The following is a 13,071-nucleotide window of genomic DNA, read 5'->3' as shown; positions in this document are numbered from 1 at the left end:
CGAGCGAGTAGCGCCAACAGGAAGGCTTCATGCAAGCCGCCCATGAAGTCCTGGCGGCCAACACCTGGCCGCCCGAAATCGCCATCGATCGCATCAGCCTCGACTACAACGAGCGCCACCGTCGCCGCTTCCGCTACGTCGCTCTCGGCGGCACCGAATTCCTGCTCGATCTTGCCCGCGCCACCGTGCTCAATGACGGTGATGGCCTGAAACTGGAAGACGGCCGCATCATCAGGGTAGAAGCGGCCGAAGAAGCGCTGACCGAAATCAAGGCCGACAGTAGCAGGGAGCTGATTCGCCTCGCCTGGCATATCGGCAACCGCCACCTGCCGGCGCAACTCGATGGCGAGCGCATCCTGATCCGCGAGGACCACGTGATCACCGACATGCTGCTCGGCCTCGGCGCGCAAGTGCGGCAGATCCGCGCGCCGTTCACGCCGGAGTCCGGCGCCTATGCCAATGCGCATGCGCACGAACAGCATGGCTTCGTGTTTCTCGGCGGCGGCAGCCATGAACGCTGAGCAGGGCGATCTGTACCGTCTGCTGGTGTGGACCTCGCCGAGTTATCCGATCGGCGCGTTCAGCTACAGCCACGGCCTGGAATGGGCGGTGGAAGAGGGCAGCGTGGACGACGTGCAGAGCCTGGTTGATTACATAGGCGCCGTGCTCGAGCGCGGCGGCGCCTGGGTCGACGCGGTGCTGTTCGCGCAGGCGCATCGCAATGGGCACGACGAGGCGCGGCTCGACCACATCAGCGAACTGGCGACCGCGTTCCGCGCCAGCGCCGAGACCGCGCTGGAAGCGCGTCAGCAGGGCGCCGCATTCCTGCTGGTGACGCGCCGCGCCTGGCCGCATCCGCTGCTGGACGCGTTCGCCGCGCGTCACGAAAACATTGCCGTCACGCACTGCGTGACGATGGCGCTGGCCTGCGCCGCCCACGGCCTGCCGCTGGTGACCTCACTCGCCGCGTTCCTGCATTCGGTCGCCGCCAACCTGGTGTCGGCCGGCGTGCGCCTGGTGCCGCTGGGCCAGACCGATGGCCAGATTGCGCTGGCGACACTCGCCGACGTGGTCAGCCGCGCGACAGCGGCCGCCATGACAACCGATATCGACGATCTGGGCACAGCGTCGCCTGCGCTGGAGTTCTGCTCGATGCACCACGAAACCCAATACACGAGGCTGTTCCGCTCATGAACCTACCGCTCTCACAAACGGCGAAAGCCAACACCAAAGCGCCGGTCAACGGCCCCTTGCGCGTCGGCATCGGCGGCCCGGTCGGCTCCGGCAAGACCGCGCTGACCGAGCGCCTGTGCAAGCTGCTGCGCCAGGTCTACGACGTCGCCGCGATCACCAACGACATCTACACCAAGGAAGACGCGGAGTTCCTGACGCGCGCCGGCGCGCTGGTGCCGGAGCGCATCATGGGCGTGGAAACCGGCGGCTGCCCGCATACGGCGATACGCGAGGACGCGAGCATCAACCTCGCTGCGGTCGCCGACATGCACCGGCGCTTTCCGGACCTGGAACTGATCTTCGTCGAAAGCGGCGGCGACAACCTGGCCGCGACGTTTTCGCCGGAGCTGGCCGACATCACGATCTACGTGATCGACGTGTCCGCCGGCGACAAGATCCCGCGCAAGGGCGGGCCGGGCATCACGCGCAGCGATCTGCTGGTGATCAACAAGATCGACCTGGCGCCGCTGGTCGGCGCCTCGCTGGACGTCATGGATCGCGACGCATCAAGGATGCGCGGCGAGCGGCCCTTCATTTTCACCAACCTGAAAATCAACAAGGGCGTGCACGACATCGCCCGCTTCATCATCCAGGCCGGCGGACTGCCGGCGCGTGAACTGCCGGAGACGTTCTGATGCGTGCGATGACCAAGCTGCTGTCGATTCCTCTGCTGCTGTCGGTCGCCGCCCCGGCTTTAGCGCATCCGGGGCACGATCTGCCCGGTGCCGGCTTCGTTGCCGGCCTGGCGCATCCGATGCTCGGACTCGATCATCTGCTGGCCATGCTGATCGTCGGCGTCTGGGCGGCGCAGCTCGGCGGCAAGGCGCGTGCGCTGGTGCCGCTAAGTTTCATGGCGGTGATGGCGATCGGCGCGGGCCTCGCCGCCTACGGCCTGGCGCCGCCGCAGATCGAAGCCGGCATCGCGGTATCGCTGCTGCTGCTCGGCCTGCTCGCGATGGCGGCGCTGCGCGTGCCACTGGCGCCGGCGATGCTGTTGGTCGGCGTATTCGCGCTGTTTCACGGGGCCGCGCACGGCCTGGGCCTGCCGACCTTGGCGCATCCGGGGCTGTTCGCGCTGGGCTTTCTGATGTCGACGGCGGCGCTGCATGCGATTGGCGTCGCGCTCGGTTCGGTGTCGCTTGCAACGTCGCCGCTAGTGGCACGCATCGGCGGCTTCATCACCGTCGTCGCCGGCCTGGTCTGCGCATTCGCTTGATGGCTTCCTGCCGCGCCAATGATCAAAGGCCTGTAGGAGCGGACCCTGTCCGCGACTGTGGCAGCCTGCGCGTCCGTCACGAGTCGCGGACAGGGTCCGCTCCTACAACGGCGAGCCGATGAAACCCGCCGCTGACGCATCGCTGCACCGCCATCAGCGCATCGTTCGCGAGCGCCGGCAGTACAACAAGTGGGCGGCCAGCCAGACGCTCGAGGACTACGCGCTGCGTTACACCGCGGCGAGCGCGCGCAAGCGCTCGTCGTTCCGTATCGCCAATACCGCACTGGGTGCGATTTCGTTTCTCGCCTGCGAGGCGATCGGCGGCAGCCTGACTTTGCAGTTCGGCTTCAGCAACGCGATGCTGGCCATCGCGCTGGTCTGCGGGCTGATGTTCGTCATCGGCCTGCCGATCTCGACGTATTCGGCGCGCTATGGCCTGGACATCGATCTGCTGACGCGTGGTGCCGGCTTCGGCTACATGGGCTCGACGATCACCTCGCTGATCTATGCCTCGTTCACGTTCCTGCTGTTCTCGATCGAGGCCAGCATCATGTCGCAGGCGCTGCACATGGTCACCGGCATGCCGCTGTGGATCGCGCACTTGATCAGCGCGCTGATCGTGATCCCGATCGCGATCTACGGCATCAGCCTGATCAGCCGCATGCAGATCTGGACTCAGCCGGTGTGGCTGATCCTGCAGATCGCGCCGCTGATTTACCTGGCGGTCGCCAAGCCCGACGCGGTGCAGAGCTTCACGCATTTTTCCGGCGTGCACGGCAGCAAGGACGGCTCGATCGACCTGTTGCTGTTCGCGGTCGCCGCATCGACCTTGCTGTCGCTGCTGCCGCAGATCGGCGAGCAGGCCGACTATCTGCGCTTCCTGCCGGAGCGCGAGCGCAGCAATCGCTGGGGCTGGTGGGCGGCGCTGATCAGCACCGGACCGGGCTGGGTGTTCATGGGCGGTCTGAAGCTCGCCGCCGGCGGCCTGCTCGCTTACTACGTGATGCAGCACGGCGTCAGCGCGGCCGAGGCGACGCAGCCGACGCAGATGTTTTTCGCGGTGTTCCGCGACATGCTCGGCTCGCCGGGCGTCGCACTCGCGCTCACCGGCGTGTTCATCGTCACCTGCCAGATCAAGATCAACGTCACCAATGCCTATGCCGGCTCGATCGCGTGGTCGAACTTTTTCTCGCGGCTGACGCACGCGCATCCGGGCCGCGTGGTCTGGCTGGTGTTCAACGTGGTGCTGGCGCTGCTGCTGATGGAAATCGGCATCTTCAGCGTGATCGAAAGCATCCTGGTGCTGTACGCGAATTTCGCGGTCGGCTGGATCGGCGCGCTGACCGCCGATCTGGTCATCAACAAACCCTTGAAGCTGTCGCCGTCGTTCATCGAGTTCAAGCGCGCGCATCTGTACGACATCAACCCGGTCGGCGTCGGCAGCATGCTCGCGTCGATCATCGTATCGACGGCCGCGTTCTTCGGCGCATTCGGCGCGCTGCCGCAGGCGCTGGCACCGTTCATTGGTTTTGGCGTCGCCTTCGCGCTGGCGCCGGTGATCGCGTTCGCGACCCGAGGGAAATACTATCTGGCGCGTCAGCCGGTCGGCCTGCCGGCGGATGCCAGGGAGATCCGCTGCACGATTTGCGAGAACGTGTTCGAGCGTGCCGACATGGCGCTGTGCCCGGCCTACAACGGCGCGATCTGCTCGCTGTGCTGCACGCTGGAAGCGCGCTGCCACGACGTGTGCAAGGAAGACAGCCGCTTCGGCCAGCAGATCGCTGCGGTCCTGAATAAGCTGATTCCGCGCGCGCTGGCACGCTCGGTGCGCGCGCAGGCGATCGGCCAGTTCCTCGGCATTTTATTCCTGTTCACGCTGGCGATCGCGGTGCTGCTGAGCTTCATCTACCTGCAGTACGGCTCGATGGTGCCGGCCGCGCGCGGCGTCATCGGCGCGACGCTGTGGATCGTGTTCCTGAGCCTGCTGATCCTGCTCGGCGTCGCCGCCTGGCTGATGGTGCTGGCGCACGAGTCGCGCAATGCGGCGATCATCGAATCGACGCGGCAGACGTCGATGCTGATGGAGGAGATCGAGGCGCACGAACGCACCGACGCGGCGCTGCAGAAAGCCAAGGAAGTCGCAGAGGCCGCCAACGAGGCCAAGAGCCGTTACGTCGTCGGTATCAGTCACGAGATCCGCTCGCCGCTGAATTCGATCTTCGGTTACGCGCAGCTGCTGGAACGCGAGCCGGGCAATCCGCCGCAGAACGCGGTGCGCGTGATCCGCCGCAGCGCCGAGCATCTGTCGAACCTGGTCGACGGCCTGCTGGATATTTCCAAGATCGAAAGCGGCATGCTCAAGCTCAGCCGCGATCGCGTGCGTTTCAGCGACTTTCTCGACCAGATCGTCGACATGTTCCGCGTACAGGCGACCGCCAAAGGCATCGAGTTCCGCCACGAGCGGCCGTCGTATCTGCCGGCCTTCGTCTACACCGACCAGAAACGGCTGCGGCAGATCCTGATCAACCTGTTGTCGAACGCGATCAAGTTCACCGACCGCGGCCACGCCGGCCTGAGCCTGCGCTATCGCACGCATGTCGCCGAGTTCGAGATCAGCGACAGCGGCATCGGCATCCGTCCGCAGGACATGGACGACATCTTCAAGCCCTTCGAGCGCGGCAGCATGCCGGGCGCGCGCGCCGCGCCGGGCGCCGGCCTGGGCCTGACGATTACCAAGGTACTGGTGCAGATCATGGGCGGCGAGATTTCGGTTCGCAGCGCGCCGGGCGAGGGCAGCAGTTTCGTGGTGCGCATGCTGCTGTCCGAAGCCAGCAGTGGCGATACCTCGACCGCGCTGGTGCGGCGCCGCATCATCGGTTACGAAGGCCGCCGCCGGCGCGTGCTGCTGGTCGACGACGATCCCGCGCATGTCGATCTGACGCGCCAGCTGCTCCAGCCGCTGGGCTTCGAGCTGTTCGTCGCCGACGAAGGCGAGCGCGCCTTGCAGCTCGCGGCCGAAGTGCAACCCGATCTGATCACGCTGGACGTGGCGATGCCCGGCCAGAGCGGCTGGCAGGTGGCGCAGCGTCTGCGCGCGATGCCGCTGCCCGGCCTGCGCATCATGATGATCTCGGCCAATGCGCACGATCTGCTGCCGGGTGGCGACGCCGGTGTCGCGCACGACTTCTTCTTGAGCAAGCCGATCGACATCGAGTTCTTTCTGGAGCGCGTCGGCGTGCTGCTCGATCTGCAATGGCGGTATGCGCCGGAGATTGCGCCGGCGCCGGCTGCGGCCGGCTCCGACTTCGTCGTGCCGCTGGCCTGCCTGCGCCATCTCGACGCGCTGCAGCAGCTCGGCCGCATCGGCCATGTGCGCGGTATCCAGGCCAAGCTGCGCGAGATCGAGGCCGAGCACCCTGCAAACGCGGCGTTCGTTGCGCGCTTGCAGGAGCTGGTCGCGAGTTTCGATCTGAAAACCTATCTGGCGCTGCTCGACGGCTCGCGTCGGTCGACGCAAAACGGGGAAGAAACGCCGCATGAATGAGCAGGCCGCAGACCGCCGCGACATCGTGCTGGTGGTTGACGACACGCCGGAGAGCCTGAGCTTTCTGACCGACACGCTGGAGAGCGAAGGCATCACCGTGCTGGTCGCCACCGGCGGCGACAGCTGCCTGGCGCTGGTCGACGAAATCACGCCCGATCTGATTCTGATGGACGCGGTCATGCCGGGCCTCGACGGCTTCGAGACCTGCCGGCGTCTGAAGCAGGAGAAGCTGCTGTCGCACGTGCCGGTGATTTTCATGACCGGCCTGACCGAGACCGAACACGTGGTGCGCGGCCTGCAGGCCGGTGGCGTCGACTACGTCGCCAAGCCGATCGTCGTCAGCGAACTGCTGGCGCGCATCCGCGTGCACCTGGCGAATGCGCGCCTGGCGCAGGCATCGCGCACGGCGCTGGATGCGACCGGCCGCTTTCTGCTGTCGGTGGATCGCGTCGGCAAGCTGCTGTGGTGTACGCCTCGCGCCGAGCGCCTGCTGGTGGATCTGCTGCCGACGTCGACCGATGGCCTGCGCTTTCCGGCCGAGATCGCCGAGCGGCTGGGCCAGCTGCGCGGCGACAACGCCAGCGCCGTGCAGCCGGTGGTGCAGATCGGCACGCGACGGCTGGAGTTCAGTTACGTCAGTTCCACCGGCGCCGATGAATTTCTATACCGCCTGCGCGAAGTCGGCGACCCGGAGCTGCTGCAGCAGGAGCAGATGCAATTGTTGCAACAGGCGCTGCACCTGACCGCGCGCGAGGCCGATGTGCTGCTATGGATCAGTCGCGGCAAATCCAACCGCGATATCAGCGAAATTCTCGGCATCAGCCCGCGCACCGTGAACAAGCACCTGGAGCAGATTTTCGAAAAGCTCGGCGTGGAGAATCGCGCGTCGGCGGCGGCGAGGGCGGTCAGGGTGCTGGCGCAGTAGGTCGCGGACAGGGTCCGCTCCTACAAGGATGAGGTGCCTGTAGGAGCGGACCCTGTCCGCGACCGAGGCCGATCCGCTTCATTGACAGCACAGCGGCTCGGCACTAGCTTGCCGCGACCATGCAAGCCCAGACCCCAGCCGTCCTCGTCGCCGACATCGGCGGCACCAATGCCCGCTTCGCGCTCGCGCAGCGCGGCGTCGCCGAGCGCCCCGAACTGCACAACGTCCAGCAGGCCGCGACCGCGGACTTCGCGAGCCTCAAAGACGCTGCCGCCGCCTACCTGAAGCAGACCGGCGCGCAGCCGCAGCGCGCGGTGTTCGCGGTCGCCTCCGCGGTCACCGGCGATGCGATCAAGATCACCAACAATCCCTGGTCGTTTTCGATCACCCGGCTCGCCGCCGATCTCGGCCTGCAGCTGCAGGTGATCAACGACTTCACCGCGATGGCGTGCGTGCTGCCGGTGCTGGCGGCCGGCGATCTGCAGCCGATCGGCAATGTCGCGTCTCGCGCCGCGGTCGGTGAGCGTCGCTGCTATGCGGTGGTCGGGCCGGGCACCGGGCTCGGTGTCGGCGGCGTCATCGTCGAAAACGGTCGTGGCGTCGTCATCCAGTCCGAAGGCGGGCATCTGGGTTTTGCGCCGGGCAACGACTACGAGATCGAACTGCTGAAAGCGCTGTTGCCGCGCTTCGGCCGCGTCTCCGCCGAGCGCCTGGTCTCCGGCACCGGCCTGGTGAATCTGCACGATGCGGTGCGCGCCGTCGCCGGCCTGCCCGAACAGACTCTGACGCCGGAGCAGATCAGCGAAGCCGCAGCGGCCGACGCCGACGGCGTCTGCGCAAAAACCTTGACCGTGTTCGCCGAACTGCTGGGTGCTTTCGCCGGCGATGTGGCGCTGGCCTTCGGCGCCTGGGACGGCGTGTTCCTACCCGGCGGCGTCACCCAGAAACTGCTGCCTTGGATCAGTGCGGGCGGCTTCCGCAAACGCTTCGAGGACAAGGGCCGGCATAGCGCGATCCTGCAGAAGATCCCGACGCAGGTGATCACGCATCCGCAGGCGGGTTTGCTGGGCACGGCGGTTCAGGCCTTGGCCTGACACAGCGGCTCTGCGTTCCTCCCGAGTAGCGCGAGGCTACTCGGGAGGAACGGGCCTTGGTTCTAAGGCTTCGGTCCGGCGCCGAGCATCACGCCGGCCGGCACCGGCACCGTCACGCTGGTCAGCGGCCGCGCATGCGATTTCTGGATTTTCCAGCGGCCGTCTTCGATCACGTAACGGTCTTCGTATTCCATCGACGCCTGGGTGTAGATGCCGGGCGTGATGTGCAGCGTGACGAAGCCCAGCGTCCAGCGTGCGGTCGCGGTGTGATCGTCGATCACCTCGACGCTCGGATGATGGCCGTGATGGATGTCGTGCACCAGCCAGCTGCCATCGCCGGCGCGTGAGCGCGCCACCGCGTCGAAGATCTGCACCAGCGGCTCGCGGTCGCTGAACTGGCCCATCATGCCGTAGTCCAGATCGGCGCCTTCGCGGACGAAGCAGTCGCGGAACGCGGCCACGTCCTTGGCGTCGCAGGCGCGCAGGTAGCGATACTTGAGCTGCTCGATTTCGTGAATGATTTCGAGCCGGCGCAGGCGGCGCGTCAGCTCGGCGATCTGGCTGTCTTGCGTGCTCATTTCGAGGTTCCGCTGGGGGACTGATGCCGAACATTGGCGGCGCCGCGCGCGCGCCGCATCGTCCGTTGTGGCGAGCCGCGCATCGCGGCAGCGGCGCCGGGCGGTTACCATCGGGCCTGTTCTTTTCGTGGAGAAGCCCGATGCCGTCACGCAAGCTGTCGCCGTCCCTATCCGGTTCGTCGATCAGGTTGTCGAGCCTGGCGCCGCTGGTGCTACTGGCCGCGGCCTGTGCCGGTAACGGGCCTATCGTCGACACCAAGGGCATCGATCAGGCGCGTTACAAGCAGGATTTGAACGAGTGCGAGACCTATGCCGGCCAGGTCAGCACCGGCACGGCCGCGGCCAAGAGCGCCGGTGCCGGTGCGCTGGTCGGCGCCGCGATCGGCGCGATCGTCGGCAACAGCACGACGGTCGTGCAGTCGGCCGGTGTCGGCGGCGTGCTCGGCGGCGCCAAGGGCGCGGCCTCGGGCGAGCAGAGCAAGGATCAGGTGGTCAAGAACTGCCTGCGCGGCCGCGGCTACAGCGTGTTGAACTGAGCTGGGCCGTAATCGTTTTCGCACCCATGATTTTGTGGTGTAGTTTCACGGAGGGCGATCTTGCGAGTGATCATCACTGCGCAGCATGCGGCCGTCACAGTCACGGGGTGGGTCTTGAAGCCATACAGAAACAGTCGGCGCTCCGGCATGCTCGCCGGAATGGCGCTTCTTTGCGCAGTTCACATATCAACTCCGGTCGCTGCGGCCAGCTCACCGGAAGCGGCCAAGCGCAGTGACATCACGCCGGAGTTCGTGGCGGCGATAATCTCGGGTGTGCAGGCGCAACTGCGTTATCCCGAGGATTCGCGCAAGGCGGGCAACGAGGGCAGGGCGCTGGTCACGGTGTCCGTGGATCGCGACGGCAAGATTCGCAAGGCCGAACTCAAACAGAGCTCGGGGTTTGCAGCGCTCGATGCCGAGGCCGTCGCGGTGTTCTATCGCATCGACCATCTGCCGCCGCTGCCGGCGAACGGTCAGCCGGGTTCGTCTCTCGTCACCTTGCTGGCGCCGGTGGATTTCAAGATGACGCCGCTGCCGGAGGGCGCAAGGCTTGCGGTCGACGGCCAGCCGCTGGACGACGCCGCCGGCGGGGTGGTCAGCGATCCGGCGCTGTCCGCGTCGCAGTGGCTGATCGCGCGCAGCCGCCGCTACGCCGCGCTGGCGGCATCCGCACGCTGCGACGTGCTCGTGGTGCCTGTGCAGGTCGAAATGGCGGCTTTCGATCGTCCGTCGCGGCAGATCATGTCGGCCGAACTGGCGGCCGCGCTGGCAGGCGGCGGCACCTGCGTCTTCGATCCATACCTGGCGGACCTGGCTCTGGGCGAAGGCCTGCGCCGCCGGCCGGCGCAGGCGGTACTGGATCTGGCGGCTGCGCTGCAGGCCGGCACCGTGGTGACGACCTATGCCGGCCATGACGATCATGGCCACATGCGGATCACGATGCAGATCGGCTCCGCTGGCGCGGCGCAGGCTGCGCGCGCCAACAGCATCAACAACTGCCAGTTCGACGACGACCATCCGCCGTTCCTGTGCTTTCGCCAACAGTTGCCGGTGCTGCTCAAGTCGCTGGGACTGAAGGCGACGCCGCGCAGCGCCAGCCGCCTCGGCGAAATGCCGCGTGCATTGCCGCTTTCGCCGGCCGTGTTCCAGCAGCCGGAATCCAGAGACGTGTTGAGCGACGCGAGCAGGCTGATGCTGCTGGCGATGCTGGCGCCGGCCGCGGAATCGCGCAGCGGCGAGCGTCTGTTCACCAAGGCCTGGATGCGTCTGGAAGAGGCGCCGTCCGTCACGCCGGCGGTGCTGCGCATGCGCGCCAGGATCATGCTGCATCTGCAGCAGCGGCCCTATGCGCTGAGCCTGATCGCAGCCGATGGGAGTGACGAAGCCAAAGCGCTGCGCGCGCTGCTTAACGGCCATTTGCCTGACGCACGCAGCAGCCTGGGCAGAGCGAAAGGCGATTGGGAGCGGCTGTTCCTGGCGCTGGAGGTGAACGATCTGGAACAGCGTTACGGCCGCAGCGACAAGACTGCTGACAAGGCGGCCGGTGCGCTGCTGGGTGGCATGCCGTGGGCGCCGCTGCTGAAGGCGCGTCTTGGTGACAAGGACAGCTGGCTGGTCACTGACACGCTGCCGCTCAAGCAGCTGCTCGATCAGTTCTATCCGATCGCGGGCTTCGACGTGTCGTCCGAAGTGCTCGGCAAATCGGTGATCGGCGGCCAGACAGCATTGGACTTCCAGCAGTTGGCGCTCCGTCACGTGCATCGCCTGCTCGAACAGCAGGGCAAGAAGTTCTGTTGCAGCAGCTACTCCACGGCGACCTCTTCCCTGGATTTTCTGGACCTGCTCGACGGCCGCATCGAGCGATCCCTAATCGGCCAGGCCAGCTTCCAGACCTCGCCGCAGGGCCGCCCCGACACCGGGCTCGCAATTCTCGACGCTTACGACTCCGAACTCGGCGGCAATCCGGACTTCGAAGCGGCGCGCACCGCGGCCTACTCCAATCTGCTGGAGAAGGGCCAGCTCAAGGACAGGCAGACGCTGATTGCACGCAGGAATACCGCCGCAAGGCTTGCCGTGGGCTGGGAGCAGGCGCAGTCCCGGGCGTCGAATTTGCCGCTCTACGATTTGCGCAACGCCAAAACCGTGGGCGACGACGATCCGCTCGGAGCTTATGGGCTGGACTTTCCAATCCGCTCCTACTGGACCGATCGCTTCGATGTCGAACAGCGCCGACTGGCTTTCAGTACCGACAATGTCAGGCCACTGAGCGACCTGGTCGACGCCGGCCGCGACGTTGCGAAATGGCTGGCCGAACTCGACACGCGTTTCGTCGGTGACGAGGCGGCGACCAAGCTGCGGCTGAAGAACTGGACTGAAGCGCAACGCAGTCCCGACGCATTGCGCGCCGAAGTCGCCCGCGATCCGGACAACTGGGAGCTGCGCGATGCCTTGGCCAATGCCCTGATCCACAAAGGCGCCTACCAGGACATTGCCGCTGCGGTGCTCGGGTTCCCGGGCTTTCAGGACAGCAGGGCAGCGGAGAAGGCCGGCAACACCGTCGGCCTCGCCAATCATGCTTTCAAATGGGGCGACGAGCTGTTCTGGCTCGGCGAAGTCGAGGCCGCCAGGCCACTGCTAAAAAGCGCGGCGGCTTTCGATAACGGAGCAGCCTCATCAATCGGCGCGCGCACCAAGCTGGCGTTGCTGGACAAGGACTACGGCGCGGCTGCGATCAGTACGCTGACCAGCGCGCGGCGTTACAACGAGCCGCGGCGCTACGACGATTTCCTGCGGCTGCTGTTTGCTTCCGGCCGCACCGATCAGGCCTGGGCCATGGTCGACCAGGTGTTCTCGAAGCTGCGCGCCGACGCGGTGTGGGGCGCGGTCATGGTCGGCAATCGTCTGAGCGGACAAAATCCGGCGCAACTCGCGGACTGGCTGGGGACGCACGCCTCCGAAAACAGGCTGCGTGGCACGCGCGACGCGCTGCTGCGCTACGCCTTCAGCGAGGCTTATACCGATCGCGCTGTGGATCCGGGTTTTCCGGCTTATCTGAAAACCTTCGCTGGAACTTCGGACGCAGTCGTCGATGAACGCGGAAAAGTCTCCGCCAGCGCGTCGAACGGGCAGGCGTCGTCTCGCCTCGGGCCTGGCGCTTTCGGCGCGGATCGGCACCCGAAGCTTGCGGCCGGCAGCGTGGTTCCCGAGCGTTTCGTGCTGCTCGCCGAGGCGATGACATCGTTGCGTTCCGGACGCTATGCCGAGGCGGTGCAGGCTTTCGACCGTCTCAGTTCTTTCTACGATCTGCAGTCCGACGAGTTGCAGTTCGTATGGCCGTATTTCGCCTACGCCGCGGCCATGAGTGGCGACACGCTGAAGCTGGAAGCCTACTTGGCAAAGCTTGCTGCGGATGACGCGGCTTCGGGCGTCTGGCTGGCGCGCGCGGTGTTCGCTGGGCTGGCCGATCGGGCCGACGAAAGCCAGGCGGCGATGTCCGAGGCTTATCTGAAATGGGATAAGCACTATCGCGCGGTCGGTCTGCCCGCGTCCTATGTGTTCGCCGATATCGGCGACATGCTGTACGAGAAGAAATCCGATCCGCGCTATCGCGACCAAGTGCTGCGCGTGGCGCGTGCGATCCGCACCGTGCAGCCGACTGACGCTTATGCCTACGCGGCGATCGCCAAGCTCGGCAACGACGAAAGCGAGCGTGTCGAGGCGCTGGCGATTGCGCTGTATCTGGACCCGCGTTCGCTGTGGGCCAGTCAAACGACGTCGGAACTGCGCGCCAAGGCAACGCGGTGGAGACAGACGCATCAGCCGTTCGAATTCAAGATCAGCGTCCCAGGCATCTAGCAATGCTCGACAGCGGATACACGGGTGTAACACCGCGGCGCAACACATCGACACTGTCTGATACCAGCGCCGCGGTGCTCAGCGCTGCTG

The 13,071-nt window shown here is 66.2% G+C and carries 10 protein-coding genes; 9 read left to right on the top strand and 1 reads right to left on the bottom strand.

Annotated elements, in window-relative coordinates; all coding sequences use genetic code 11:
• Nucleotides 1-29: 29 nt before the first annotated feature.
• From ACQZF9_RS17110 to glk, 7 genes are all read left to right on the top strand, one after another.
• Entirely contained in the window at nucleotides 30-521 is a 492-nt protein-coding gene (locus ACQZF9_RS17110) for an urease accessory protein UreE (RefSeq protein ID WP_428310167.1), read from the top strand.
• Nucleotides 511-1,194, top strand: a complete 684-nt coding sequence (locus ACQZF9_RS17105; protein WP_428310166.1) for an urease accessory protein UreF — start codon at nucleotides 511-513, stop codon at nucleotides 1,192-1,194. The genes ACQZF9_RS17110 and ACQZF9_RS17105 overlap by 11 nt, the downstream gene beginning before the upstream one ends.
• Nucleotides 1,191-1,868: an urease accessory protein UreG gene (gene ureG, locus ACQZF9_RS17100; protein WP_428310165.1), complete on the top strand. Its 678-nt coding sequence runs from the start codon at nucleotides 1,191-1,193 to the stop codon at nucleotides 1,866-1,868. Before ACQZF9_RS17105 ends, ureG begins: the two co-directional genes overlap by 4 nt.
• Nucleotides 1,868-2,449, top strand: coding sequence for a HupE/UreJ family protein (locus ACQZF9_RS17095; protein WP_428310164.1), 582 nt, complete (start codon nucleotides 1,868-1,870; stop codon nucleotides 2,447-2,449). The genes ureG and ACQZF9_RS17095 overlap by 1 nt, the downstream gene beginning before the upstream one ends.
• 118 nt (nucleotides 2,450-2,567) lie before the next feature.
• Nucleotides 2,568-5,993 (top strand): hybrid sensor histidine kinase/response regulator, encoded by a 3,426-nt coding sequence (locus ACQZF9_RS17090; protein WP_428310163.1) that lies wholly within the window; start codon nucleotides 2,568-2,570, stop codon nucleotides 5,991-5,993.
• Nucleotides 5,986-6,918, top strand: a complete 933-nt coding sequence (locus ACQZF9_RS17085) for a response regulator (RefSeq protein WP_428310162.1) — start codon at nucleotides 5,986-5,988, stop codon at nucleotides 6,916-6,918. The genes ACQZF9_RS17090 and ACQZF9_RS17085 overlap by 8 nt, the downstream gene beginning before the upstream one ends.
• A 119-nt stretch (nucleotides 6,919-7,037) precedes the next feature.
• A complete protein-coding gene (gene glk / locus ACQZF9_RS17080; RefSeq protein ID WP_428310161.1) occupies nucleotides 7,038-8,012 on the top strand; it encodes a glucokinase in 975 nt (324 codons plus the stop codon).
• Nucleotides 8,013-8,074: 62 nt separating this feature from the next.
• Here the strand turns inward: glk and ACQZF9_RS17075 are convergent, their stop codons facing one another.
• The gene (locus tag ACQZF9_RS17075) at nucleotides 8,075-8,590 is read right to left on the bottom strand and encodes a nuclear transport factor 2 family protein (protein WP_428310160.1); all 516 of its coding nucleotides are present in this window, start codon (nucleotides 8,588-8,590) and stop codon (nucleotides 8,075-8,077) included.
• A 140-nt stretch (nucleotides 8,591-8,730) separates the two neighbouring features.
• Here ACQZF9_RS17075 and ACQZF9_RS17070 point away from each other — a divergent pair, with 140 nt between their 5' ends.
• Entirely contained in the window at nucleotides 8,731-9,126 is a 396-nt protein-coding gene (locus tag ACQZF9_RS17070) for a glycine zipper family protein (RefSeq protein WP_428310159.1), read from the top strand.
• A gap of 252 nt (nucleotides 9,127-9,378) precedes the next feature.
• Nucleotides 9,379-12,981, top strand: a complete 3,603-nt coding sequence (locus ACQZF9_RS17065; protein WP_428310158.1) for an energy transducer TonB — start codon at nucleotides 9,379-9,381, stop codon at nucleotides 12,979-12,981.
• Nucleotides 12,982-13,071 lie beyond the last annotated feature (90 nt).

The sequence above is a fragment of the Hydrocarboniphaga sp. genome, assembly GCF_965279055.1.
In the GTDB taxonomy this organism is placed as follows: Bacteria; Pseudomonadota; Gammaproteobacteria; order Nevskiales; family Nevskiaceae; genus Hydrocarboniphaga.
The sequence above is the reverse complement of the archived record's forward strand: the minus strand, read 5'-3'. Positions and strand labels throughout refer to the sequence as shown.

What these genes read in the sequence shown, in the direction of transcription:
- ACQZF9_RS17110 (WP_428310167.1), top strand. Translation starts at nt 30, where the DNA reads ATGCAAGCCGCCCATGAAGTCCTGGCGGCCAACACCTGGCCGCCCGAA.
- ACQZF9_RS17085 (WP_428310162.1), top strand. Translation starts at nt 5,986, where the DNA reads ATGAATGAGCAGGCCGCAGACCGCCGCGACATCGTGCTGGTGGTTGAC.
- ACQZF9_RS17075 (WP_428310160.1), bottom strand. Translation starts at nt 8,590, where the DNA reads ATGAGCACGCAAGACAGCCAGATCGCCGAGCTGACGCGCCGCCTGCGC.
- ACQZF9_RS17070 (WP_428310159.1), top strand. Translation starts at nt 8,731, where the DNA reads ATGCCGTCACGCAAGCTGTCGCCGTCCCTATCCGGTTCGTCGATCAGG.
- glk (WP_428310161.1), top strand. Translation starts at nt 7,038, where the DNA reads ATGCAAGCCCAGACCCCAGCCGTCCTCGTCGCCGACATCGGCGGCACC.
- ACQZF9_RS17105 (WP_428310166.1), top strand. Translation starts at nt 511, where the DNA reads ATGAACGCTGAGCAGGGCGATCTGTACCGTCTGCTGGTGTGGACCTCG.
- ureG (WP_428310165.1), top strand. Translation starts at nt 1,191, where the DNA reads ATGAACCTACCGCTCTCACAAACGGCGAAAGCCAACACCAAAGCGCCG.
- ACQZF9_RS17090 (WP_428310163.1), top strand. Translation starts at nt 2,568, where the DNA reads ATGAAACCCGCCGCTGACGCATCGCTGCACCGCCATCAGCGCATCGTT.
- ACQZF9_RS17095 (WP_428310164.1), top strand. Translation starts at nt 1,868, where the DNA reads ATGCGTGCGATGACCAAGCTGCTGTCGATTCCTCTGCTGCTGTCGGTC.